The 26,769-nt window shown below is 38.7% G+C and carries 21 protein-coding genes; 8 read left to right on the top strand and 13 right to left on the bottom strand.

The genetic code is table 11. The annotated features are described in order from the left end of the window. Nucleotides 1–62 precede the first annotated feature (62 nt). From ACH3O9_RS10020 to ACH3O9_RS09990, 7 genes are all read right to left on the bottom strand, one after another. Nucleotides 63–1,283, bottom strand: a complete 1,221-nt coding sequence (locus ACH3O9_RS10020) for a bifunctional folylpolyglutamate synthase/dihydrofolate synthase (protein WP_416439975.1) — start codon at nt 1,281–1,283, stop codon at nt 63–65. 7 nt (nt 1,284–1,290) lie between these two features. After that, nucleotides 1,291–2,127 carry an energy transducer TonB gene (locus tag ACH3O9_RS10015; protein ID WP_416439973.1) on the bottom strand — a complete coding sequence of 279 codons (837 nt, stop codon included), beginning with the start codon at nt 2,125–2,127 and terminating at the stop codon, nt 1,291–1,293. A 62-nt stretch (nt 2,128–2,189) separates the two neighbouring features. After that, nucleotides 2,190–2,585, bottom strand: a complete 396-nt coding sequence (locus ACH3O9_RS10010) for an ExbD/TolR family protein (RefSeq protein WP_416439971.1) — start codon at nt 2,583–2,585, stop codon at nt 2,190–2,192. Continuing rightward, nucleotides 2,585–3,286: a MotA/TolQ/ExbB proton channel family protein gene (locus tag ACH3O9_RS10005; RefSeq protein WP_416439969.1), complete on the bottom strand. Its 702-nt coding sequence runs from the start codon at nt 3,284–3,286 to the stop codon at nt 2,585–2,587. The genes ACH3O9_RS10010 and ACH3O9_RS10005 overlap by 1 nt, the downstream gene beginning before the upstream one ends. An 84-nt stretch (nt 3,287–3,370) precedes the next feature. Further along, entirely contained in the window at nt 3,371–4,843 is a 1,473-nt protein-coding gene (nhaB, locus tag ACH3O9_RS10000; RefSeq protein ID WP_416439967.1) for a sodium/proton antiporter NhaB, read from the bottom strand. 30 nt (nt 4,844–4,873) lie between these two features. Beyond that, on the bottom strand, nt 4,874–6,100 hold the full coding sequence (locus ACH3O9_RS09995; RefSeq protein ID WP_416439965.1) for a Glu/Leu/Phe/Val dehydrogenase dimerization domain-containing protein: 1,227 nt from the start codon (nt 6,098–6,100) through the stop codon (nt 4,874–4,876). Between the two features lie 68 nt (nt 6,101–6,168). Next, complete coding sequence (locus ACH3O9_RS09990; RefSeq protein WP_416439963.1) at nt 6,169–7,245, bottom strand: anhydro-N-acetylmuramic acid kinase; 1,077 nt, start codon at nt 7,243–7,245, stop codon at nt 6,169–6,171. 118 nt (nt 7,246–7,363) lie between these two features. Between ACH3O9_RS09990 and ACH3O9_RS09985 the strand changes: the two genes are divergently transcribed. Beyond that, a complete protein-coding gene (locus tag ACH3O9_RS09985) occupies nt 7,364–8,506 on the top strand; it encodes an acyl-CoA dehydrogenase family protein (protein WP_416439961.1) in 1,143 nt (380 codons plus the stop codon). A 57-nt stretch (nt 8,507–8,563) separates the two neighbouring features. On the opposite strand, the gene ACH3O9_RS09980 is transcribed toward ACH3O9_RS09985, so the two are convergent. Both ACH3O9_RS09980 and ACH3O9_RS09975 read right to left on the bottom strand, forming a co-directional pair. After that, nucleotides 8,564–9,100 (bottom strand): hypothetical protein, encoded by a 537-nt coding sequence (locus tag ACH3O9_RS09980; RefSeq protein ID WP_416439959.1) that lies wholly within the window; start codon nt 9,098–9,100, stop codon nt 8,564–8,566. A 232-nt stretch (nt 9,101–9,332) separates the two neighbouring features. Then, a complete protein-coding gene (locus ACH3O9_RS09975) occupies nt 9,333–10,982 on the bottom strand; it encodes a solute:sodium symporter family transporter (protein WP_416439957.1) in 1,650 nt (549 codons plus the stop codon). A gap of 305 nt (nt 10,983–11,287) precedes the next feature. Here ACH3O9_RS09975 and galK point away from each other — a divergent pair, with 305 nt between their 5' ends. Beyond that, nucleotides 11,288–12,460: a galactokinase gene (galK, locus tag ACH3O9_RS09970; protein WP_416439955.1), complete on the top strand. Its 1,173-nt coding sequence runs from the start codon at nt 11,288–11,290 to the stop codon at nt 12,458–12,460. A gap of 12 nt (nt 12,461–12,472) precedes the next feature. Continuing rightward, the gene (locus tag ACH3O9_RS09965) at nt 12,473–13,513 is read left to right on the top strand and encodes a UDP-glucose--hexose-1-phosphate uridylyltransferase (protein WP_416439953.1); all 1,041 of its coding nucleotides are present in this window, start codon (nt 12,473–12,475) and stop codon (nt 13,511–13,513) included. A gap of 125 nt (nt 13,514–13,638) precedes the next feature. Here the strand turns inward: ACH3O9_RS09965 and galE are convergent, their stop codons facing one another. The 4 genes from galE to ACH3O9_RS09945 all read right to left on the bottom strand — a co-directional run bounded on the left by galE (nt 13,639) and on the right by ACH3O9_RS09945 (nt 19,716). Then, the gene (gene galE, locus ACH3O9_RS09960; RefSeq protein ID WP_416439951.1) at nt 13,639–14,655 is read right to left on the bottom strand and encodes a UDP-glucose 4-epimerase GalE; all 1,017 of its coding nucleotides are present in this window, start codon (nt 14,653–14,655) and stop codon (nt 13,639–13,641) included. Nucleotides 14,656–14,659: 4 nt separating this feature from the next. Further along, the gene (locus tag ACH3O9_RS09955) at nt 14,660–15,451 is read right to left on the bottom strand and encodes an HAD-IIA family hydrolase (protein ID WP_416439949.1); all 792 of its coding nucleotides are present in this window, start codon (nt 15,449–15,451) and stop codon (nt 14,660–14,662) included. Between the two features lie 84 nt (nt 15,452–15,535). Beyond that, on the bottom strand, nt 15,536–18,709 hold the full coding sequence (gene glpK / locus ACH3O9_RS09950) for a glycerol kinase GlpK (RefSeq protein WP_416439947.1): 3,174 nt from the start codon (nt 18,707–18,709) through the stop codon (nt 15,536–15,538). Then, nucleotides 18,709–19,716, bottom strand: coding sequence for an aldose epimerase family protein (locus ACH3O9_RS09945; protein ID WP_416439945.1), 1,008 nt, complete (start codon nt 19,714–19,716; stop codon nt 18,709–18,711). The genes glpK and ACH3O9_RS09945 overlap by 1 nt, the downstream gene beginning before the upstream one ends. A gap of 172 nt (nt 19,717–19,888) precedes the next feature. Between ACH3O9_RS09945 and ACH3O9_RS09940 the strand changes: the two genes are divergently transcribed. From ACH3O9_RS09940 to ACH3O9_RS09920, 5 genes are all read left to right on the top strand, one after another. Beyond that, entirely contained in the window at nt 19,889–20,224 is a 336-nt protein-coding gene (locus tag ACH3O9_RS09940; protein ID WP_416439943.1) for an arsenosugar biosynthesis-associated peroxidase-like protein, read from the top strand. 53 nt (nt 20,225–20,277) lie between these two features. Further along, nucleotides 20,278–21,333, top strand: coding sequence for an arsenosugar biosynthesis radical SAM (seleno)protein ArsS (gene arsS / locus ACH3O9_RS09935; RefSeq protein ID WP_416439941.1), 1,056 nt, complete (start codon nt 20,278–20,280; stop codon nt 21,331–21,333). Between the two features lie 3 nt (nt 21,334–21,336). Continuing rightward, nucleotides 21,337–22,020, top strand: a complete 684-nt coding sequence (locus tag ACH3O9_RS09930; RefSeq protein WP_416439939.1) for a TIGR04282 family arsenosugar biosynthesis glycosyltransferase — start codon at nt 21,337–21,339, stop codon at nt 22,018–22,020. Between the two features lie 80 nt (nt 22,021–22,100). Further along, nucleotides 22,101–25,316, top strand: a complete 3,216-nt coding sequence (locus tag ACH3O9_RS09925) for a SusC/RagA family TonB-linked outer membrane protein (protein ID WP_416439937.1) — start codon at nt 22,101–22,103, stop codon at nt 25,314–25,316. Between the two features lie 10 nt (nt 25,317–25,326). Further along, nucleotides 25,327–26,766 (top strand): SusD/RagB family nutrient-binding outer membrane lipoprotein, encoded by a 1,440-nt coding sequence (locus tag ACH3O9_RS09920; RefSeq protein ID WP_416439935.1) that lies wholly within the window; start codon nt 25,327–25,329, stop codon nt 26,764–26,766. The last annotated feature ends 3 nt before the right edge of the window (nt 26,767–26,769 follow it).

Raw genomic sequence — 26,769 nt, 5'->3', positions numbered from 1 at the left:
TCGTTAGCGGATGCAAATATAGACCAATTTTTAATTTGACAAAATGGTTTTGACAAAAAAGATTAAATAATTTCTGCAACCACAAAATTACTACCGCCCACAAAGATTACATCTTCCTCATTAGCAACCTCTTTAGCACTATCTAACGCTAAAGATACAGATTGAGATTTTTTTCCCGTTAATCCAAAGGCAAGTGCTTTTTCGGCCAGAATATCAACATCAAGACCTCTAGGCATATTTGGTTTACAGAAATAATAAATCGCGTTTTTTGGGAATAAGGGTAAAACAGAATCAAGATCCTTATCTGCAACCACACCCAGAACGATATGCAACCGCTTAAAATCTTGTTTTTTCAATTGATTGATCACTTGCTGAAGACCTTCTGCATTATGACCGGTATCACATATAATTTTTGGCTTTAAATTTAAAATCTGCCACCTGCCCTGCAACCCTGTATTTTGCACAACTTTTTGAAGACCGTTAGAAATATGCGTATCGCTTATTAAAAATCTCCCAGAAGCCTGTAAAACCTCTATTGTTTGCAAAACAAACTTTTGGTTGTGTTTTTGGTATTCGCCCGTTAAATCAGACTCAAAATGCTTAAAATCGCGCTCTGAGGCGAAAAATACCTGACATCCATTTAAAACTGCCTGTTTCACAAATACTGTCGCTGTTTCAGGATGTTTCTCACCTATTACAACTGGAACTTTAGGTTTTATTATTCCGGCTTTTTCAAAGGCAATTTCTTTTAAAGTATCACCTAAAAAAGCGGTATGATCTAAACCAATATTTGTAATAACAGAAACTTCTGGAGTAATAATATTAGTTGCGTCGAGTCTTCCGCCTAAACCTACTTCTATTACTGCAACATCAACATGCTCTTCAGCGAAAGCTGAAAATGCCATCCCCACCGTGAGTTCAAAGAAAGAAAGCGCGTTTTTTGATATAAAATCGGCATTTTTAGCTATAAAATCGACCACATACTTTTCGGAAATTACTTTTCCGTTTATACGAATGCGTTCTCTAAAATCTTTTAAATGCGGTGAAGTATAAAGTCCTACTTTGTAACCGGCTTCCTGAAGTATAGAAGCTAGCATGTGACTTGTGCTGCCTTTACCGTTTGTTCCACCTACGTGAATAGATTTAAACAGCAACTGTGGCTGACCTAATTCTGAGGTTAATAATGTAATATTAGAAAGATCTTTTTTATACGCCGCAGCACCTTGTCGCTGAAACATGGGCAAGCGCTCAAACATCCAGTCTAAAGTTTCGGTATAGGTCATTCTCTTGTTAATCTGATAGACTAAACTTATAAACGATTTTACCTATCTGCCGTGAAGGAGCTTTATCATCAGAATTAAAACGGGTAGCCAGAGCAGCTTCTTTGGCGGGCTCAAGCAAACATTTAGTATTATTTGTCGTACCTCGCACTCCGGGTGTTGCTTTAATAACATTCCCATTGCGATCTACTTCTATACTCACAACAACAATACCGGCCTCATTACATTCTTGTACACGCTTAGGTTTGCTTACAGCTTTACGCCCACCTAATTGATAATTACCATCACCATCAAGGCCTTTACCGGTGCCATAATAGCTGGACGCATTAGGATCACCAGAAGGATCGCCCTTATCGCCAGGCAATTTATCATTACCTTCTCCTCCAGATGCTTTACCGTCACTCTTTGGCCCATTTAATATACTTGACAAAGCATCGCTAGTCGATTTATCTGGCTTAGGATCTGGTTTTTTAGGTTCTTCTACCGGTTTTTCAACAGGCTTTTCTTTAGGTTTTTCGGTTACCGGTTTAGGGGTTTCTTTTTTAACCTCATCCTTAATCACAGGAGCTTCTTCAACTTCCTGGGTTACCACTTTTTCTTTTACTGGCGCAGCAGTTTGCGGCACCGGCTCTGGAGAAGTGTTGCGGGGAGCAGACTTTACCGCCTCTTTAGGCTGTACACTTCCCGAGCCTACATCTGAAGTGCCAAAATTCACAGCGATCCCACTTTCAATAGGAGGATCAAGATATGTCATTCCCACAAAAAACAACAACAGCAATATCAACACGTGAATAATCGTGGTAATAGTAAAGGACTTTCGCTTATGCTTTGTATCCAGAAAACTCACAGTTTGTTTTTAATGAAGATTATTTTTTACCTGAACTAAAGGAACCATTCAAAAATGATCTTTTAGTTATTTGGTCTTACAGCCAGAACTATTTTATATTTATTTCTATTTGCTATATCCATCACACTTACCGCCTCTTCTATAGGCACTCCTTCTTCTGCTCGTAAAATAATGGTAGGCTCATCTACACCCGTCAATTCTGTTTTGATATAGTTTTCCAGATTAGACGGCGTCACCCTTTCTTTGTTTACATAAAAATCTAAATCTTTAGTAATACTCACAGAAAGATTCTGCTTATTGCTTGTCTTACCACTTGCTTTTGGTAAGATAAGATCAAGAGCATCTGGAGTAATGGCCGGGGACGTTAGCAAAAAGAAAACCAACAACAGAAATACAATGTCTGTCATTGAGCTCATACTAAACTCCGGACTTACTTTATTTCTTCCGCGTAGATTCATTATGTTGGTTCGTTTAGCAGATCTAAGAAGTCAACCGCATTAGCTTCCATCTGGTGAATAACCTTATCTGTACGTACTACAAGATGGTTGTAACCCATATATGCAATAATACCTACAATTAGCCCGGCAACTGTTGTTGTCATCGCAGTATAAATACCTTCTGCAAGACTACCCATTTCTGCCTGCCCGCTGCTGGTTGCAAGTTGATGAAAAGCCAGTACCATACCTATTACGGTACCCAGGAAACCAATCATAGGCGCAGCTCCTGCTATAGTAGCAAGAACACTCACGTTCTTTTCTAAACGATACACCTCAAGTTTTCCAGAATTCTCTATAGCAGAATTTATATCTTCTAACGGACTACCAATTCTTGAAATTCCTTTTGCCGTGAGACGAGACACCGGGCTATTTTGCTGCGCGCAAAGAATTTTTGCGGCTTCTATATTTCCTGTTGTAACATTATCTTTAATCTGATTCATAAAGTTGCCATCTATCTGCGAGGCGGCCTTTATAGCAAACAACCTTTCAAAATAGATATAGATAGCAACAAAAAGTAAAATAAATAGAACGAATATGATAATCTGTCCTGCAATTCCACCGCTTAAAAGCAGATCTATTAAGGATAAAGATTTTTCAACTGGTTCATCTTCTGCAAGAGATTGTAGGGACTCAGCACCGTCCTGCATAAAAAGTGATAGCATAAATTATGTATTAGATATGGTGATAACGTTATAAGATTCTAATAATTGTAAAAGAATTTTAAGGCAGATAAATATTTGATCGAATTACATAAACAGATAAACACACAATAGACCCACACCACCCAAAACAATTGTATATGGCAAAGCCATTTTTACCATTCTACCGTAAGAAAGGTTAATTAATGGTGCTAAAGATGAAGTAAGTAAGAACAAAAATGCCGCCTGGCCGTTAGGTGTCGCCACACTAGGCAAGTTAGTCCCTGTATTAATAGCTACAGCAAGGTGATTAAATTGCTCTTTAGTAATTGCCCCGTTTTTAAAGGCTGTTTCTACTTCGTTAATATAAACCGTTGCCACGAAAACATTATCACTTATCATAGAAAGCACACCATTTGCCAGATAGAACATAGATGGCTGTGCAGAAGGATCCATTGTAAGTACATAATCAATTATTGGAGTAAATAAGTGCTGATCGTGTATCATTGCAACGATTACAAAGAATACCACAATTAATGCTGTAAATGGAAGCGCTTCTTCAAAGGCTTTACCCAGACTGTGCTCATCTGTAATACCCATAAAAGCCGTTTGAACGATAATTAAAAATAACCCTATAAATCCTACCGGAGCCAAATGCAGCGCTAAACTTGCTATCAAGAGCAATGCAGAAATACCCTGAACCCAAAGACCTAACTTCTCTTTTTGCGTACGCTTAGCATCCTGTTCTTCTGTATATCTCTCAATAATTCTGCGAGCTACTTCAGGAAGTTTTTCTCCAAATCCTGCGATTTTAAACTTTTCTAAGCAAAAAGTCGTCAACAAACCACAAATTAAAACCGGTATGGTAACGTGTGCCATTCTGGTAAAGAACTCAACAAATTCCCAACCCATTTTTTCACCTATTAGCAGATTTTGAGGTTCACCCACAAGCGTACAAACACCACCTAAAGCAGTACCCACAACACCATGCATAATCAAACTACGCAAAAAGCTTCTAAACTTCTCAAGAGTCTCACCGCTTAATTCTTTTCTGTCAAGTATGTCATCTGCATCATAATCTGCAGTCGCACTAGAGTGTATCTTATGGTAAACGCCATAAAAACCTACAGTAACACTTATCAATACAGCGGTTACTGTAAGCGCATCCAGAAATGCTGATAATACAGCTGCGAGGAAAACAAACAACAACGATAGAGTGACCTTTGATTTTATTTTAGTAAACACCTTGCTAAAAATATACATCAGCATAGGCTTCATGAAGTAGATACCCGCTACCATGAAAACTAAAAGCAAAATAACCTCAAGATTTTGATCTACCTCTTCATAAGCTGCTTCTGGTGACGTGAGACCAAGGATCAAGACCTCAAGAGCTAAGAGCCCACCAGATTGAAGCGGATAACATTTTAAGGCCATTGCCAAAGTGAAAATAAATTCACCAATGAAGATCCAGGCAGTGATCATGGGACCAAAAACAAAAAAGGAAAATATATTAAATATAAGGCAACCTACCATCGTAAGCTTGAACCAGCGCGGGCTGCTGCCCAAAAAGTATTTCAACATAATAAATTCTTTAGTTGGTTATTTATGTAATTATATAAGTTGTTGTAAAGCAATCTCAAAAGCCGTACGGCTTATGTTCGTCATGCTGCTATTATTATCAAATGTTTTTTGAATCGCATTTCTTATTGTGATCGAGGTATCATTAAAAATAGCCTCATCTGTCATCTGCACACGACGCTCCATAAAATAAGCAAAAACACGAGCCATCCCACAATTAGATATGAAATCTGGTATCAAGCTCACTTTTTCATCAGTCTTTTCCATAATGGGACCAAAGAAAATCTCTTTATCTGCAAATGGCACATTAGCCCCACATGATATAACTTCAAGCCCAGATTCTATCAATTTACTAATCTGATCTTCAGTTATTAATCTCGACGCTGCACAAGGAGCAAAAATATCAGCTTCCAGATTCCAAATACGTTCATTCATCTCCTTAAAGGAAATTAAATTTTCGCCGTCTAAGGTATTCCCTTTTTTATTTAAAAACAGCGTTTTTATTTCTTCAAATGTAAAACCATCTTCATTAATAAACCCACCTGCTACATCTATAATCCCAACGATCTTTACATCGTTTTGTGCCAAATAATAAGCTGCCGCAGAACCTACATTCCCAAAACCCTGAATGATAGCCCGTTTCCCGGCTAATTCACCTCCATAAATAGAGTAATAATGCCTTACTGCTTCAGACACACCGTAACCGGTGATCATGTCTGCAATTGTGTATTTGCGACTTACATCTGGTGAATATTTAGGATTCTCGATAACTTTTATAACACCCTGACGCAATTGACCAATGCGGTTTATCTTATCTGCTTCTGTAGGTTTAAAATGACCATTAAAAACTCCTTCCTGAGGATGCCAGACTCCGCTTTCTTCCGTTATAGGAATTACTTCATGTATCTCATCAACATTAAGATCACCGCCCGTACCATAATAACTCTTAAGCAACGGCGACACTACAGCATACCAGCGCTCAAGAACTCCCTTTTTTCTAGGGTCTGAGGGATCAAAATTTATCCCGCTCTTAGCGCCACCTATTGCGGGACCAGATACGGTAAATTTTACCTCCATAGTCTTGGCAAGAGACAAAACCTCATTTTTATCAAGACCTTTACGCATACGTGTACCACCACCCGCAGCACCGCCTCGTAACGAGTTTATAACAACCCAGCCTTCTGCTTCGGTCTCAGGATCATTCCATTGAAAAACAATCTCAGGTTCCTTATTCTCATATCGCTGGAGTAATTCTCTCATTTATTAATTTCAGTATAGTGACAAATATAATGACTTCGCTCTTCTTCCTTTTATTTTTTGAACCTATTTTAGGTTAAGAATATCTTACCAGAGCAATGATCTTCTATTGCACCGGTAACACTTCGCAGCACATTATTCGTATTACGCAGACGTAAAACACCCATAAAGCCAAAAATTAGCGCTTCTTTAAACTCGACGATTTGCTTTTGTGGTATGGTGATTTTCTGCTGAGACAAAATCTCTATGCGCCTGATGAGATGCTTGTTAAAAGCCCCGCCTCCGGTTGCTATTATTTTTAATTCCTCTTTAGATTTCGCTTTAAGCGAAAAAATAGCCGCTATCTGTTGCGCCATATGTTCTGTGAAAGTTGCTATCACAATTTCTGGAGAAAGCCCTGAAGATTCTATTAATGGAAAAATATTTTCTTTCACCCATTCTAGTCCTAAAGATTTAGGAAACGGTGCTGTATAAAAAGGCAATGCGTTTAGTTTTTGCAGCAAAACCTCATTTGGCTTGTGAGCTGCCGCTATTGCACCATCTTTATCATATTCTAATCCCGTTTTTTGAGCATAGTGGTTGAGCACAATGTTAGTGGGACAAATATCAAAGGCTATGCGCTCATCATTATCCTCAAAAGAGATATTTGCAAAACCTCCTATATTGAGGCAAAAATCGTACTCAGAGAACAAAAATCGGTCGCCTATGGGGACTAAGGGTGCGCCCTGACCACCTTTTTCTACGTCCTGAACCCTAAAATCGCAAATAACCCTATACCCTGTTTGCTGCGCTAATAACCGCTGGTTACCTATTTGATAGGTTCTTCCATTTTGAGGTTGGTGCAAAATAGTATGGCCATGCGAACAAATAGCATCAATATTCACAATTTTATTTCTTGTGATAAAATCATGCGTTACGTCTGCAAGTAATTTTGTGTATTGATCATCAAAAGCTTTAAGATCAGCTTCATTATAATTTATTGCATCGCGCAAATCCTGCTGCCATTGCTGTGAATAAGCCACGGTTTCAGTAATTAGAAGTTCAAAATGCCAGGATGAATCTTTATAAAATTTCGCGTAGGCGAAATCTATGCCATCTACAGAGGTTCCGCTCATTATTCCAATTACATAATAATCACTAGCTTGCATAAAGTGAATTTCTTACTGATTACGATTTCTAAAAATAGGAAAGTTAAATTGAAAAAAAATAATCAAAAAAGTATCTTTATCACCCATTTTTTGAGCATTTAATAAAAAAATACCTCTTATGGATTTTAGCCTTAGCGAAGAACACTTAATGATACGTGATGCTGCACGTGAATTTGCAAAGACAGAATTGCTTCCCGGAGTAATAGAACGCGACGAGCAACAGCATTTCCCTAAAGAGCTTATTAAAAAAATGGGCGACATGGGTTTTATGGGCATGATGGTGCCGGTAGAATATGGCGGTGGTGACATGGATGCGATCTCTTATGTACTTGTAATGGAAGAACTTTCTAAGGTTGATGCTTCTGCCTCTGTTATTGTTTCTGTAAATAACTCACTGGTTTGTTATGGTCTTACTGCTTATGCTAACGATGCCCAAAAAGAAAAATACCTGAGACCACTTGCCACGGGAGATAAATTGGGCGCTTTTTGCCTTAGTGAACCAGAAGCAGGCAGCGATGCTACATCACAAAAAACAACGGCTATAGAAAATGGCGATCATTATATTTTAAATGGAACAAAGAACTGGATCACAAATGGCAGTTCTGCCGATTATTATCTGGTAATTGCCCAGACACATAAAGAGAAAAAGCACCACGGTATTAATGCTTTTATTGTAGAAAAGGGCTGGGAAGGCTTCGAAATCGGGCCTAAAGAGCAAAAATTAGGAATCCGCGGAAGCGATACGCATTCTCTTATTTTTAACGACGTAAAAGTGCCTAAAGAAAATAGAATAGGTGAAGATGGTTTTGGTTTTAAGTTTGCCATGAAAACACTCTCCGGCGGAAGAATAGGTATTGCCGCTCAGGCACTGGGCATTGCAGGAGGTGCTTATGATCTGGCAAGAGAATATTCTAAAGTGCGTAAAGCATTTGGCACAGAAATTTGCAATCACCAGGCGATAGCCTTTAAGTTGGCAGATATGCATACGCAGCTAGAGGCTGCAAGATATCTTGTTATGAAAGCAGCTTGGGATAAAGATCAGGGCACAAATTATGACACTTCAAGCGCAATGGCAAAATTGTATGCCTCACAAGCAGCGATGGATATTTCTGTAGAAGCGGTGCAAATACACGGCGGTAACGGTTATGTAAAAGAATATCACGTAGAACGTATGATGCGAGATGCCAAGATTACCCAGATCTACGAAGGAACGTCTGAAATACAGAAAATAGTCATTTCCCGCAGCCTGTTAACCGACTAAAATCTAAGCCGATTTTTAGCTTAAAAAAGGCGAATATTAGGCATTTAAAGGTGATTTTTAGAACGTGTATCCTACTCGCAACTGAAGATCTCCTGCTATAAAATTGTCATTTTCAGCATAGCCATATTGCTTCCAGAATTCTACTCCGTAGCCTAGACCTAATCCTACCTCGTAAGTAAAATGTTCCCAAAGGGTACGCTTAATTCCCCAATTGGCTGTAGCCGTAAAATTCTCAATAACGCTATTATTTTTTGAACTGCTAATATTGAACCAATCGGGATTATATGCCGTTTTAATGCTGAAAAAATTTGCAGTATTCTTAGATGTTACTTTTCCTTTTGATTCCCTTTTCTCAAGATTGTAATACCAGCGCGGTTCTACATTGAGCGTAGGAGCAAGAATCCATTGAAAATTATCTTCTACAAAAGTACCACCCATAAAACCCCCGTTAAAACCTATTTCACTACGCAATGCTATAGAATTAGAAAGTCTGGATTCATTGTGCACCCAGATTCCTAAAATACCGGTTTGAGCACCCCATATTGATCCTTCTACAGTAGCGGTATTTTGCGCATTGAGACTAATAGCTGTCAATAGTAGGCAAAATAAGAAGCAGGTAATTTTTTGGCTCATAAGATTATTAAGATTGATGAATTATCACAATAATAGACATTGACTCCTTTAGCCACAACTTTTAAAAACAAAACCTCTTAGACTAGCCTAAGAGGTTTTAATAAGTTTGAAAATGCCTTCCTAATTTAAGGATCAGAATACCAAATATATACATATAAAAAAGCTCTTTTTAAGGGAGCTTTTTTATGAAATTCTATTTAGCGAAATAAATATAAATACCTATTACAATAAGACAAATAACTATACCTACTTGCTTCACATATTTGTAAGGCTCTATAGAAACTTGTTTCGTATATTCAAGAATAAAAGGCTCTTTACGCGGGTAGAATTTCCCAATTATGAGCATGATTACAATATTTGTTATAAAGAGAATCGCCATAATATGCAGATAGTGTGGGTATGCATCTACCTCTACCATATGAAGTGCGTCCGGATCTGTAATTCCGTTTGCTTTTGCAGCTTCCACAGCTTTACTTACTAAACTTGGCCCTACAATAAACTGACTTATAATATATAAAAGTGATCCTGAAATAATACCAATTTTTGCAGCAATCGCAGGAACTCTTTTAGTTAAATATCCCACCACGATTATAGTGAAAATCGGTATACTGTAAATACCGTTAATTTCCTGAAGGTAGTTGAATAAACTTCCCGCATTTGCAATTAATGGCGCGATAAACATGGCTGCCAGAGCAAGACAAACACCAAATATTTTACCATATTTAACAACTGTATTTTCGGTAGCATCTTTATTAATGTGTTGCTTGTAGATATCTATACCAAATAATGTCACAGAACTGTTAAGCACACTATTAAATGAGCTTAAGATTGCACCAAAAAGCACTGCAGCAAAGAATCCCATTAATGGTTTAGGTAATACTGCTCTTACTAGTTCTGGATAAGCAAGATCACTGCTATCAAGACCTCCTTCAAAATAATAATATGCGATCATCCCCGGAAGCACTAATATAATAGGACCTAATATCTTTAAAAAAGCTGCCAGTAAAAGTCCTTTTTGACCTTCGGCTAAACTTTTTGCTCCAAGACCTCTTTGAATGATTTGCTGGTTAGTACCCCAATAAAAAAGCTGCACAAGCATCATACCTGTGAAAATTGTTGAAAATGGAACTTCCTGCCCTGGCTCACCTGTAGAGTCAAACCTTTCAGGATTTGCATGCACTAATGTGCTTAGCCCGTCAAGAACACTACCGTCACCTATGGCCATCAACCCAAAAACCGGAATTAAAACTCCACCTATAATAAGTCCTACAGCGTTAATACTATCTGAAACAGCAACAGCTTTCAGTCCACCAAAAACCGCATAAATAGAACCAATAATACCAATTCCCCAGATACAAATAATAAGTGCAGTTGTATCAGAAACACCAAATACTTCAGGAACATTAAACATTCCGCTTATCGCAACAGATCCTGAATATAAGATTACAGGTAGCAGCACCACTACGTAGCCGGTGAGAAATAGACCGGAAGTAATAGTTTTAGTGGCAACATCAAAACGTTTAGCCAAAAATTGAGGTACCGTTGTGAGACCGCCTTTTAAATAACGCGGCAATAAGAATATTGCAGTAACCACTATAGAAAGTGCAGCCAGCGTTTCCCAAGCCATTACAGACAAACCGTCCTTATACGCGCTGCCGTTAAGACCTACAATTTGCTCTGTTGAGAGATTAGTAAGAAGTAATGATCCCGCAATTACACCTGCAGTCAGGCTTCTTCCACCTAAAAAATAACCGTCTGAGGTACTCTCATCTTGCTTTCGCACAGCCCACCAGGATATAAGAGCCACTAAAATTGTAAATGCTAAAAAGGAAATAATTGCCATAAAATATTAGTTATATAAACCTCAAAAGAGGTTTGACATGGATTAGGTAAATTACATTAATATGAAAAAACAGCTCAAGATATTAATTATTCCCCATTTTAGAGGCGTAAAGGATAAAATCATCAGCCATAAAAGTTATATTCAAAAACAACCACTATCTTAAATAAAAGGAAATAGTTCATTTGGTATACAATATTATTTAAATTTCTAATTAAACGTATAAATTACGTTTAATAAATTGACTAAATTTGCATCCATATTTAATTATATGCCTACAGCTTGGGCCCCCATAAATTTAAAAGATTTTGAATCAAACATATAGCCTTGCCCATTCGCCCAATCAACTTGCGCAGATAGGCAGATTTAATGCAACTGTAATTGTAAATTCTCCCGGTAGAGTTAATCTTATAGGTGAGCATACAGATTACAATAATGGTTTTGTTATGCCAACTGCTATTGATAAGACCATAAAATTTTATCTAAAAGCTAATGGCAGTAAAAACACGTGCACTATTAGCAGCCTTAATTATGGCTCTTCTTTTACCTTTGACTTGTTAAACCCAGATCTTGATGGAGATGAGTGGACCAAGTATATCATAGGTGTTACTGAAGAAATCAAAAAACTGGGCAGATCTTTAACCGGTTTTGATTGTCTCCTTTATAGTGATCTACCTATGGGAGCCGGTATTAGTTCATCTGCAGCGTTAGAATGTGGTCTTGCTTATGGGTTAAATGCCCTTTTTGATCTTAATCTTACTAAAATTGAGATCGTAAAACTTTCGCAGAAAGCAGAGCACAACTACGTAGGTACACAGTGTGGTATTATGGATCAATTTGCATCTGTAATGAGTGAAGATGGTCATGTTATTAAGCTTGATTGCCAGTCGCTGGAATATGAAATGATCCCTTTTGATATTCATCCCTACAAATTGTTATTATTAAACACGAATGTCTCGCACAGTCTTTCTTCAAGTGAATATAACACCAGGAGAAAAGAATGTGAAGAAGGTGTACGAGTATTACAGATCAAGTATCCTCATATTAATTCGCTGCGTGATGCAAATATTAACGAACTTGAATCATGCAAATCAAAACTTTCTGAGATCGTTTACAACAGATGTCTTTATATCCTGCAAGAAAACGACCGCGTTATAAAAGCTGCTGAAGCTTTGAAGAATAACGATCTTTTTACCTTTGGCAAATTGATGTACAGCTCTCATGAAGGGCTGCAACATAAATATGAAGTTAGCTGTAAAGAGTTAGATTTTCTTACTGATTTTTCACGCAGTCATAATGAAATATTAGGATGTAGAATGATGGGAGGTGGTTTTGGCGGTTGCACTATAAACCTTATTCATGAAAGTGCAGTTGCGGGTTATATTGATGAGGTTTCAAAAGCATACACAGAAAAATTTAATATTAGACTGACCGCATTTACGACGTTGCCTGCAGATGGCAGCTCACTTATAAATCTTTGAGACTAGAAGCAAATGATTGATTTTAACGACAACTCACACAGAAGATACAATATACTTACAGGAGAATGGATTCTCGTTTCCCCACATCGCACAAAGCGCCCATGGCAGGGCAAAGAGGAAGAAGTTGTTATTGATGACAGACCTTCTTACGACCCTGCGTGCTATTTATGCCCGGGAAATGAGCGAGCCGGCGGTCATCAAAATCCAGAATATACAAAGCCATGGTCATTTGTAAATGATTTTGCGGCATTAAAAAAAGATGTCCCTGCTGAAAAATTTAAAAGCGGACTCTTAAAAGCAGAAACAGAATCTGGCATCTGTAAAGTTGTGTGTTTCTCTCCAGATCATTCACTTACGCTTCCGGTGATGGATGAGTCTAATATTGTTGATGTTATTTCGCTTTGGCAAAAAGAGTTTAAAGAACTAGGACATCAGGAAGGTATTAATTACATCCAGATCTTTGAAAATAAGGGAGCAGCGATGGGTTGTAGCAATCCGCACCCACATGGGCAAATCTGGTCACAGCGCAGTATCCCGCAGGAAGTTGAGAAAAAGAACAAACATTTGTTAGAGTATTGGTCTAACAACAAAAGCAGCTTGCTAAGTGCTTATCTTAAAGAAGAACTTGCTCTTGATGAGCGCATAGTGGCTACAAATGAACATTTTGTAGCTCTTGTACCCTACTGGGCAGTCTGGCCATATGAGGTAATGATTATCCCAAGAACACAACATCAAAATATTTTAAGCTTAAGCGAAAGCGAAAAAGAAGCTTTTGCCAATATTATTAAGATCGTCACTATTAAGTACGATAATCTCTTTAAGGTTTCATTTCCATATTCATCAGGTATTCATCAGGCACCTACAGATGGTCAGGAACGAGAAGAATGGCATTTTCACATGTCTTTTTACCCACCCTTGTTGCGTTCTGCAACGGTAAAGAAATTTATGGTAGGTTATGAAATGTTTGCTACCCCACAACGTGACATTACTGCAGAAATGGCTGCAAAAACATTAAGAGATTTGCCAGAAGTACATTATTCTAAAAATATTTAAAGCTCAATTTTCAGCGAAAGACGGAAGATTTTAGGCCTTTTTTGGCCGATTTTCGTACTAAAACGGGAGATTTTTCAACTAGAAAATCTCCCGTTTCAACATAATTATTTCTAAAAAGTGAACCGCTACGATCTTACTTTCTGCTCCCACTTCCAGGCAGAAGAAAGTGCATCATCAAGCGAGCGTTCTGCTTTCCATCCTAATTCCTGATTAGCTTTTGTAGTATCTGCATAGGCTGCAACAACATCGCCTTCTCGACGGTCTACAATTTTATAAGGCAGTTTTGTTCTTGACACTTTTTCAAAAGAATTTATAACCTCAAGCACAGAACTTCCTGTTCCTGTACCTATGTTGAAAATCTCGTAATTAGACCGATTTTTGCGCTCTATAAGCCGTTTTAGCGCAATCACATGCGCTTTTGCAAGATCAACCACATGAATGTAATCTCGTACGCAAGTGCCGTCTTCTGTAGGATAATCATCCCCAAAAACTGAAAGTTCATCACGTAAACCTACCGCTGTCTGGGTGATAAAAGGAACTAAGTTTTGTGGCACTCCTAAAGGAAGCTCTCCTATGGCTGCACTCTCGTGTGCACCTATAGGATTAAAGTAACGTAAAGCGATCGCATTTAGCCCTTGGGTTACTTTGCAGGTATCTTTAATAATCTCCTCTCCTATTTGTTTTGTATTTCCGTAAGGAGATTCAGCTGATTTGACCGGGGCATTTTCTGTGATAGGAAGTTCATCTGCCTGGCCGTAAACCGTACATGACGAACTGAAGATAAAATGACTTTCTGGTTTTTGTGCTAACGCCTGAAGGATGTAAACTAAAGTTCCCAGATTATTTTCATAATATAAAAGTGGTTCTTTTACGCTCTCACCTACCGCTTTTGAAGCTGCGAAATGAATAACACCGCTTACGTCATTATTTGTTTTGAAAAAATCAATAACTGCCAACTTATCTCGCAGATCAATTTCAAAAAACTCCGGTTTTATGCCGGTTATCGCCTTAATACCATCTAAAACCTCAACAGATGAATTAGAAAGATTGTCTATTACTACTACCTCAAAACCTTCATTCTGAAGTTCAACGACTGTATGTGAGCCTATGTATCCCAGCCCTCCGGTAACTAATATTTTCATTTATTTATTCTGTATCTGAAAGGGTTTCTAATGCTTTATCCAGGTCAAAATTCTGCAGAGAATCTATGATCATATCAGGACCGTAGGCATAATCTATTAAATTTTCTTTTTTTGAAACACCAGAAAGCGTGAGTATTGTTTTATAACCCATTTGTATGCCTCCCAGTATATCAGTGTCCATCGTATCACCTATAACAATCGTCTGGTCTGTCATTAAACCCAGTTTCTTTCTTGCTGCCCGCATCATCACCGGACTTGGTTTTCCTACCGAAAATGCTTTTTTACCGGTTGCTTCTTCAACCATCTTTACGATTGCTTTTATGCCCAGATTTGCCCATCCTTTTTTCATAGGAGAAGGATCGAGATTAGTCGCTATTAATTTAGCACCGCCCAATACCATATCTACAGCATTATTTGCCATTTCAAGTGTGAAATTTCGGCCTTCACCTATAACCACATAATCAGGATCCTGAGTGACCAGCGAATATCCATTTTGGTGTAAACTGGTTAACAAACCACCTTCTCCTAAAACATACGCTGTACCATGAGGTTTTGTAAACCCTAAGAACCATCCTGTAGCCATTGCGCTGGTATATACATTTTCTTCTTTGATATGAATGCCCATAGGGGTAAGTTTATTAACTACATCTAAGGGACTGCGCTGACTGTTATTAGTCATAAACAAAAAAGGAATATCCCTATCCTGTAGCGTCTTGATAAATGTATCTGCACCAGGAATGAGATCATTCCCGCTGTAGATAACACCATCCATATCAATTAAAAAACCTTTCTCCATATCTTAAATTTTGGCGATTAAAATAATAAACGTAAAAATAACGCTTATTCGTGGTATGTAAGTAAATATAACGTCATATTTTAATTAACTCAGCTCTTCTTTATAAAAGTGAGTAGCATCAAATATTAGTTCGTTCAACTTTTCATTTTCAAAATTAACTCTGTTCTCATCCCAGTCTAAATAATTAATTAGATCATTGAGAACTAAATCCCGATATTGATGTATACTCTCAACATTAAAATAAAGTCGCCCGGTACGTCTTACAAAAAAGTCGGCAAGGCTATTTGTCATTTCGTGATATACACTGTACCATAATTCTGCTCTTATCAACCTGTCATTGACATCAGGATTGAGAAAATAGTTGATCTTGCGTTTTATAATTTCAGCTTGCTTGCCATATGTTGCAGTTAGGTACCATCCTTTATAAGTAGCATCAAATATGTTGAGATTTTCAAGATCACGTACAAGTTGTTTTTCATACTTCTGTACTTCTTTTGTATCTCTTAAAGCATATGAAGTTAGTGCGATATGTTCTGTTCGAGGTGGGTCAAACTTTTCGGCGTATTTTTCTTTGAGTTGTTTTAGAACAGTTTCATTCACACGCTGTGCCATTTTGCGGTAGCCAGTAAGTTTACCGCCGGCAATAGAGATAAGTCCACTGGTGCTAACAAATGTCTCATCCTTTCGCGAAAGCTCTGAAGGATCTTTCTCTTCTTCATGAATCAAAGGTCTTAAACCTGCCCAGCTCGATTCAATATCAGCTTCAGTTAATTTTAAGTGCGGAAAAGTGTGATTTACCGCTTCAAGTAAGTAATTTATATCATCTTTTGTGGCAACTACTCTATCCAGATTGCCAGAGTAATTTGTATCTGTCGTACCCACATACGTAATTCTTCCTCGCGGAATAGCAAAAATCATTCTCCCGTCTGGCACATCAAAATATAAAGATTGATGTACGGGCAGCTTTTCTTTAGGGAAAACAAGATGAACACCTTTTGTTAAATGCAGGTGTTTATTGTTCATAGATTCATCTTTCTTACGCAACGTGTCAACCCACGGTCCCGTAGCAGATACAAATGCGCGAGCCTCGATCTCAAGAATTTTGCCCGAGTTATGGTCTCTGCAACGCAAACTTGTGATCTTACCTTTCTGGTCGTATACAAAATCTTCCATCTGGCAATAATTGAGACAAATCGCACCAAAGTCGGCTGCTTTTTTCAAAAGCTCAATTGTAAGTCTTGCATCGTCTGTTCTATACTCAGCATAGTAACCACCACCTAAAAGGCTTTTTTCATCAAGCATTGGCTCGAGGGCCAAAGTTTCCTCTTTTGTGAGCATTCTCCTGCGATCATCGCCTTCTACACTGGCAAGCAGATCATAAACCTTTAAACCAACTGAAGTGAGAAATTTACCATATTGACCACCTTCTATAAGCGGAAGCAGCATTTTCTCTGGCACTACAAGATGCGGCGCTAGTTTATGAACAATCGCACGCTCTGTACCAGATTCTTTTACCAGACCTATTTCTAACTGTTTAAGATAGCGTAAACCGCCATGCACTAATTTAGTAGACTTATTACTTGTGCCTGAAGCGAAATCATTTTTCTCAATAAGGCACACACTCATCCCTCGTGATACGGCATCAAGCGCTATACCCGCACCGGTAACGCCGCCACCTATAATTACAAGATCAAATTTTTGAGTTTTAGCTTTCTTTAGGGTGCGTTTTCTATCTGCTATGCTAAACCGTAGAGGCGATTTCTCTTTCTCAAGCTTTTCTGCATAACCCGATTTTGTGCGCAAAACAGCGTTTTCCCATCCATTTTTCCTGATTTTACGCTCGTGAAAGGAGATTTTTGGTTCAAAAATGCGGTCTACGCTTCGCAATTTCGCAATATCTTTTTTCGTCCACATCCCCGCTTTTATACCTGCGAGAAAAGCGGCTCCCAATGCTGTTGCTTCAAGCATTTTAGGTCTGTCAACTTCAGCACCTAAAATATCTGCCTGAAATTGCATGAGGTAATTATTAGCACAAGCACCACCATCAACTTTCAGCGATTTCATTTGCTTACCACTATCTTCTATCATGGCTTCTATCACATCACTCACCTGATAAGCCAGCGCTTCTACTGTAGCTTTTACAATTTCCTTTCTACCTGTATTAAAGGTTAATCCTTGTATACTCCCCTTTGCATTACCATCCCAGTGCGGCGCTCCCAAACCGGAAAAAGCTGGCACGACATACAGGTCTTTTAAAGGCGGAATACTTTCACAAATAGCCTCAGTTTCTGATGCTTCTTCTATTAAATGAAGACTATCGCGCAACCATTGTATAGATGCTCCACCCACAAATACACTTCCTTCTAAAGCATATTTTATCTTCTCTTCTTCAAGCGTGCAGCACAAAGTGGTTAATAAGCCGTTTTTTGAGAAATAGGGTTTTTTGCCGGTATTAAGCAGCATAAAACAACCTGTGCCGTATGTGTTTTTTGCCATACCAGATTTATGACCTCCCTGGCCAAAAAGTGACGCTTGTTGATCACCTGCAACACCATAAATTGGGATTTCAAAATCATTGTATTTTACAGCCCCAAAATCTGACGCAGAAGGCTGAATTCTGGGTAACATCATAACCGGGATTTGCATTGCCTCTAGCAATTCTTCATCCCATTGCAACGTATTTATATTATACAACATCGTACGGCAGGCATTGGTATGATCTGTCACATGCTTGCCGGTGAACTTATAAATAAGCCAGGTGTCTATGGTGCCAAAAAGTAATTCGCCATTTTCGGCTCTTTCTCTAATTCCTTCAACATTATCGAGAATCCATTTGATCTTAGTTGCAGAAAAGTAGCTATCTATTATAAGACCTGTGTTTTGGGCAATATATCGTGCAAGTCCCTTTTCACGCAACTCTTCACAAATATATTCTGTTCTTTTATCAAGCCAAACGATCGCCTTATAGACTGGTTCTCCTGTATTTTTATCCCACACAACGGTGGTCTCCCGCTGGTTTGTAATACCTATGCCTGCAATTTCTTCGAGAGGAATATTAGCTTTCTCAAGCACATTTTCAAATGTCCATTTTTGATCATTGTATATCTCAATAGGATCATGCTCTACCCAGCCTGATTGTGGATAATACTGCGTTAATTCTTTTTGTGAAACAGCTACTATCTCACCCAACTTATCAAAAAGAATCGCCCGTGTACTGGTAGTTCCCTGATCAAATGCTATGACATATTTTTTTTCCATCAGGAAAACTTATAAATTAATTTATGATGGTACCGCTCAGAAGGTTCAAGAATGGTTGAAGGGAAATTATCGTGATTAGGAGTATCAGGAAAATGCTGTGGCTCGAGGCATAAACCGGGTGATGGCTTTTCTATATTTCCGTATTTACCTTCATAACCGCCTATGGGCTGTGCACTAAAAAACTGAATACCCGGCTGTGTACAAAACACCTCCATCTTTAAATTGCCTTTTGGCGAAATTACAACTGCTGCCGGTGTATCCTCACTTCTTTCGTTAAGTACAAAATTATGATCATAGCCGCCTTCAATTTGTTTGGCACTATCTCCTACTGTGATTAATTTACGCACGTCAAAAGGTGTACCCTCAACTGTGGCTATTTCGCCGGTAGGCAAACCCGCATTATCTTTAGGCAAATAATGATCTGCGTCTATACTCACCTTATGATTTAGAATGTTACTGCTTTCGCCCTGAGCGAGATTGAAATATTCATGACGCGTGAGGTTTACAACTGTAGTTTTATCTGTAGTGGCGGTATAATCCATCACCAGACTGTTATCTACAATTTGAAAAGTGGTTGCAACCTCAACCTTGCCGGGGAAACCTTCTTCACCGTCTGGGCTGGTGACTTTTAGAGTTAACTTTTCGCCATCAATCTCATAATCCAACACTTTATCATTAAGGCCGTGATAGCCGGAATGCAGCTGATTTTTGCCCTCATTAGTCGATAATTGAATGGTTTTACCCGATATTTTTATTTGGCCTTTGCCTATTCTGTTCGCATTGCGGCCCACAAAGCAGCAAAAGAATGGGTGATCGCCCTCATATTGTCTCAAAATATCAAAACCTAAAACAATATCTATACGTTTCCCGTCGTGATCTGGTACAATTAATTTTTGAATTGTAGCACCGTAATTAATAATATGAACCTCAATGCCAGATTCATCACCTAAAATGAATTTAGTTACTTCTTTATTGTCTTTGGTCTTACCAAAATATTCTTGTCTCAATGCTGTATTTTTTTAGTATTGTTTAAATATACGTATAGCGGTTTAATTCTAATCAAGACCCAATTTAAAATAGCATTCTTTTAAAACCATATTTTGGGTTTTGCCGTAAGTAATTGCGCAGAATGACGATTAACCTATATATTTAGAAGAAATTTTAAACATATCTTTAAAAATGGCAAATTCGTATTACGACCCCGCAGATCTTAGAAAATTTGGAAAAATCACAGAATGGAGCGAGGAGCTGGGGACTAAATTTTTTGATTACTACGGAAAGGTTTTTGAAGAAGGTGCTCTAACTGCTCGTGAAAAAGCATTGATCGCTCTTGCCGTGGCCCACACAGAACAATGCCCCTATTGTATTGATGCTTATACTAAAGACACCCTGCAGCGCGGAGTTACTAAAGAAGAAATGATGGAAGCCGTGCACGTAGGTGCAGCTATAAAAAGCGGTGCAACCCTCGTACATGCTACGATGATGATGAACAAAGTGAACAAACTTGAAATGTAGTTCTTATCTTTTAGCCTAAACTTCAATTTTTAATTTTTCAAGACCATTTATTAATGCTAACTAAGTCGCTTAAAAAAAGAGAAAATGAACTCGCAAATGCTAACCGGCAACTAGAAGTTCTTTCAAACGGAATATTTGCCAATGGCGAGTTACCTACTTTCTCTAAAAAAATTAAAGAAACAAACCAGTTTCCTTTGCGGCCCAAAAAGCTTGAGATCCTGCAAATAAATGTAGGTTACATGTGCAATCAGGTTTGCGCACATTGTCACGTAGATGCCGGGCCAGATCGTAAAGAGATCATGACGCGCGAGACCATGCAGCAATGTCTTGACATTATAAGTAATACAGGAGCGCACACGCTAGATCTTACCGGCGGCGCACCAGAAATGAATCCTGACTTTAGATGGTTTGTTGAAGAAGCGAGTAAAGCCGGAATTAAAGATTTTATAGTAAGAAGTAATCTTACCATAATTCGTGCTAACAAAAAATATTACGATTTACCTGAGTTCTTTAAAAAATATAATGTTCATGTGGTGAGTTCTATGCCGCACTGGACGCGTGGCAAAACCGACAAACAACGTGGTGAAGGTGTTTTTGACCTTTCAATAAAAGCGCTTCAGGAACTTAACGCGGTAGGTTACGGTATGCCGGGAAGTGACTTAAGACTTGATCTGGTTTATAACCCAAGCGGAGCATTTCTGCCAAGTGATCAGGCGGGTATGGAAAGAGATTTTAAAAAGGCTTTGCTAGAAGATTTCAGCATCAACTTTCACAATCTTTTTGCAATTACGAATCTTCCTATTTCCAGATTTCTTGATTACCTCATCGCTTCAGAAAATTATGAAGATTACATGTATCAACTTGTAGAAGCTTACAATCCTGCGGCTGTTGAAAATGTTATGTGTACAAACACAATTTCAATAAGCTGGGATGGCTGGTTGTATGACTGTGATTTTAACCAGATGCTTGGCCTTAAGGTTGCCAGCAAAGTAAAACACGTTTCAGATTATAACGAAGATATTTTAAACGATCGCAATATTATCATTTCACAACATTGCTACGGCTGTACTGCCGGTGCCGGAAGTAGTTGCCAGGGTTCTGTTGCCTAATTTATGAGTCAGTCTAACACTGCAATACTCGTTTTTGCCCATTCGGCTAAGCACGAAGCTTCTCAAAAGAAGTTTCTAAAAGCTGATTTGCTTTTTAGCGAACTCAACAAACAAACGATTGATAAAGTAAAACGCAGCGGACTCCCATATTTTGTTTTCACCGAAAAAGAACAAACCGGGGATGATTTTGGCCATCGCTTTGCAAATGCAATTCAAGCTGTTTACGATAAAGGTTATGATAACATCATAACTATAGGTAACGATACTCCGCATTTAAAAACCCGCCAACTTAAACTTACCGCCGAAAAATTAAAAACCGCTCCCGTTGTTCTGGGGCCGTCGCGCGATGGTGGTTTTTACTTAATGGGTTTAAGAAAATCACATTTTAATGCTGAAGTTTTTATTGCACTTCCGTGGAAAACACGCCGGTTAACACAATATATAAGTGATCTCGCTGAGGCGAAAAACATTCAGATCATAAAGCTCAACGTCCTCGCAGATATTGATAGTTCTTCAGATATTTTTACTGTTTTAAAATCCGGAAAAAGCCTTAATCTTAGGCTGATTTCTCTGTTACTTTCGCTGATTTTAGCTCCAAAAAGGCGATTTTTTGCCACTTTTGAGCAGGTTTTTGACACACAATTTCTTATTCCTTTTAATAAAGGTTCTCCCGTTTTGCTTCATTAGATCAAACCAAAATCAACGCGCTTTGAAGTCTTCAGCCAACTAAAATCAAAGCAATCTTTTACATTACTAACTAACTTTGAATGAAGCAAATTTACCTTGGTATAATGCTGATGCTTTGCGCATTTAGCTACGCCCAAACTACTGTAACGGGAACGGTAACCTCTGCGCTTGACGGCACCACAATTCCTTTTGTAAATGTGGTAGAAATCAATACAAAAAACGCCACAATCACTGATGAAAACGGATTTTTCAACCTAAAAATCGACCAGAAAAATGCGCAACTCCGCTTTTCTGCAATTGGTTTTATTTCCCAAATTGTAGCTGTAGATAATCAGTCAACTATAAATATTACGCTTCAGGAATCTACCACAAATCTGGATGAGGTTGTAGTAACCGCGCTCGGACTTAAACGCGAAACCAAAGAACTGGGTTATCCCGTACAAACCATTCAGGCAGATGAGGTTGCCGAAGTGAAATCGGTTAATTTTCTTGATAACCTTTCAGGGAAACTTGCCGGCGTCACCATTTCGCAGGGAGCAACGGGAGTTGGTTCTTCTGCAAAAATCACCATTCGTGGCGAAGCTTCTTTTTCAAATAATAATCCGCTTTTTGTTGTAGATGGCGTTCCTATAAACAACAATACAATTTTCAATTTCACAAACGAAGCCGCTGCCGGTTTTCAGGAAATTGATTTTGGTAATGGCGCGATGGAAGTTAATCCTGATGATATTAAATCGGTTAGTGTTTTAAAAGGTCCCAGCGCCGCAGCGCTTTATGGTACTCGCGCTTCAAACGGAGTCATAATTATTGAGACTAAAGACGGTAGCAAAACAAAAGGACTGGGAATAAGCATAAATACTTCGGTTTTTGTTGATACACCTTTTAAACTTCCTGAATTTCAGAATAAATATGGACAGGGAAATTCTGGTGAGTTTGAATTTGTAAATGGTCTTGGTGGCGGCACAAATGATCTTATAAGTTATTCCTGGGGGCCAGAACTTGATGCGGGAAACCTGATTCCACAATTTGACAGTCCGGTTACTTTAGCAGATGGAAGCGTTGTGCGCGGAGGTGATACTTCACTTTACAGCGGTTTGCCCATTACTCCAACTCTTTTTCAATCACATTCTAATAATCTGAAAGATTTTTATAAAACCGGGGTTACAACTATAAATAACGTCTCAATTTCCAGCGGTTTTGATAAAGGCAATTACAGACTTTCCTTTACAGATTTACGCAGCGAGTCTATAATTCCCGGTGTAAATCTTGACCGGCAAACCGTGGCGACAAAACTCAACTTTAAACCTACAGACAAAACCACTTTTACAGCTTCTGTGAGTTATGTAAATTCTTCAAGCGATAATCGCCCTGCTAATGGTTACGGTAGTGAGAATGTAAATTACGCTTTGGTCGCCTGGGGACCGCGCTCTTTAAATATGGATAGTCTGCGCGACTACTGGCAGCCGGGTCTTGAAGGTGTACAGCATTATTCTTTTAATTACACCTATTTTGATAATCCGTTTTTTACAATGTATGAAAATCGAAATTCTTTTGTGCGCGATCGGGTTTTTGGAAATATCGCTGTAAACCAGCAAATAACAGATCACATCAGCCTGAATTTGCGCACGGGAATGGATTATTCAAACGAAAAAAGACAATTGCGCAGAGCCTACAGTTCTAACCGATTTAAAAATGGAGGTTATGCCGAACACAATGTTTTTTATCGCGAAATAAACACAGATTTCCTGCTGAATTACAACAATACATTTAATGATTTCAGCCTTGATGTTTCACTTGGTGGAAACCGACTTGATCAAAAAGCATCTACGCAACAATCACAAACCGTTAATCTTGCGCAACCGGGAATTTACAATTTGAATAACGCGGCTTCTCCTGTTGAGGTTTTTCAGTTTGAATCTGTAAAACGCATAAATTCCTTTTACGGGATTGCAAAACTGGGTTATCAGGATTTTCTTTTTCTTGATATAACCGGTCGTAATGACTGGTCTAGCGCGCTGGCAACGCCTTTTTCGGTTAATGGCACTTCTTTCTTTTATCCTTCGTCATCTGCCAGTTTTATTTTATCTGAAGTCACGCAGCTTCCTGAAATATTTTCTTTTGCGAAATTGCGCGCCAGCGTTGCGCAGGTAGGTAACGATACAAATCCGTACCAGACTTCTGGAGCTTTTGTTTCGCAGACTTCGGTTTATGGAGCGCCAACATTTAGTGCTCAGAATTTTATTCCGAATGCAAATCTTAAACCTGAAAAAACCACTTCGTATGAAGTTGGCGCAGATCTCCGGTTTTTTAAAGACCGATTAAATCTGGATTTCACTTATTATAATTCGCTTACAAAAGATCAGATTATTTCGCTGCCTATCGCAATTTCTTCGGGCTACAATCAGCAGGTTGTTAATGGCGGTTCTGTGCGCACAAAAGGTGTTGAGATTGTCGCAGGGATTATTCCGATTATAACTTCAGATTTTAAGTGGAACAGCACATTTAATTTCAGCACAAATATTTCGAGAGTTGAAGATTTACCGCAATCTGATGGCCGGTTAACTTTGGCTTTCAGCCGAATTTATGACAGCGCAGACCAGACGGTTTGGTTTCAGGTAGAAGAAGGTGGTCGCGTAGGCGATATTTATGGAACCGGTTACACCAAAAATGAAAACGGAGATTTTATACTTGACGAAAACGGCCGTTACATCGCAGATAATAATCTGAAGAAAATAGGAAACTACACGCCAGATTTTATGCTTGGGTTTAATAATGATTTCACTTACAAAAACTGGTCGCTAAACTTTTTATTTGACTGGCGTCAGGGAGGAGAAATCGTTTCGCGCACGCGAGCTTTAGGAACTGTAGGCGGTCAATTAGCCGAAACCGGTTATCGCCCCGAAGAAGGTATCGTACCGCCAGGCGTTGTAAATGTGGGAACAGCAGAAAATCCGCAATATCAACCCAACACCACGACTGTTTCTGCAGAGAGTTATTACCGGCAGTTTTACGACCGTAATCACGAGGAAAATAATATTTATGACGCTTCCTATTTAAAGTTGCGACAGTTCTCAATAGGCTACACTTTTAATTTTGACAATGGCTTTCTCGGTCTTAAAGAAGGTTTGGACTTAAATCTCGCTTTAATAGGCAAAAACCTCTTCGCAATAACCGAAAATCCGCATTTTGACCCGGAGCAACTTGCTGTGCAGGGCGAAGGTTTTGTAAGCGGTGTAGAAGATATGAGTTATGCTACAAGCCGCAGTTTTGGGCTAAAAGCCAGTTTTAATTTTTAAGCAAAAAACCATGAAAAACATACTTTTTAGCCTGATTTTTGGCAGTCTTTTGCTCACTTCCTGTACAAAAGATTTTGAAGAAATAAATACAAACACAAACGATCCCGTAACCGTACAACCCAGCCTTTTGCTTAGACAGGTAATTTATGATTTTGGCGAGCAAATGAGCTACGAAGGTTTTGTGGCCGGCGATCTTCTATCTCAGCATCGCACCGCTCTCGACTTTAATTTATTTGACCGTCACGCGCTAAAATCCCCGCAACTTGGCGGAAATCCCTGGCCCATTATTTATACCAATTTAAGAGATAATGATATTTTATTAAATCAGTCGCAAACCGTCGAGACTTTTGCGGTTTATAAAGGCCCGGCACTTATTTTAAAAGCATATATGAGCGCAGCGTTGACAGATCTTTTTGGCGACGTTCCTTACTCTGAAGCTTTTAACGGGATTGATGGAACGGTTACTCCTAAATATGATGCGCAGGAAGATATTTATCTCGCCGAAGGCGGAATTATTGATAACCTAAATAAAGGTATCGCCGCGATTAAAGCGTATCAGGGCGTTGTCGCTCTTGAAGGTGATATTCTTTTTAATGGAAATCTGGATAACTGGGTAAAATTTGCCAATTCGCTTAAAATAAAACACCTGCTGCGCATTTCTGCGAAAGTTGATGTTGCGGCAGATTTACAAGCGGTTTATGCCGAAGGAGATTATTTTAAAACAAATGCCGAAAATGCCACTTTTGATTTTACAGCTACTGCGCCTAACAGTTTTCGACTAGCACAATTGAGAGCTGGCGACTTTAATAATTTTGTGCTTTCAGAAACTATGGAAGATATAATGCTGGGATTAAATGATGATCGCATCGCGGTTTTCTTTCGGCCTTTTGCAAATTCAACTTCGGGAGAATTTAACGGACTAATAAACGGAATTGATGCTTCGCAAACTTCTATTGAACCCTCTAATTATTCCCTTTCCGGAACGATTTTTAGAGAAAATACAGCAGATCTTAATGCCAATTTCCTAACCGCCTGGGAAACTTCATTTAATCTGGCCGAAGCTGCAGAACGTGGCTTAATAACCGCAGACGCACAGAGTTTATATGAGACAGGAGTAAATCTCGCTTTTGAATATTGGCAAACGCCTTTGCCATCAGATTATTTGAGTAGTTCGGCGGCTTTTGATGCGCTGGGAACAACTCCCATTCAGCAAATTCTTACGCAAAAATGGATTGCAAATATCATAAACGGTTATGAAGGCTGGGTAGAATATCGCCGCACCGGTTTCCCGGAATTAAAACCTGTTTCAGCAAGTTTAAATAATGGATTAATCCCTGTGCGTTTGCCATATCCTGCAGAAGAAGAAGCTTTGAATGCTGAAAATTACTCAACAGCAGCAGAAGCTACAAACGGAAATAGCCTGGACGCAAAAGTGTGGTGGGACAATTAAAAA

The organism is Leeuwenhoekiella sp. A16 (assembly GCF_047946675.1).
Taxonomy (GTDB): domain Bacteria; phylum Bacteroidota; class Bacteroidia; order Flavobacteriales; family Flavobacteriaceae; genus Leeuwenhoekiella.
Note: the sequence above shows the minus strand (reverse complement) of the source record. Positions and strands in the feature narration are given on the sequence as shown.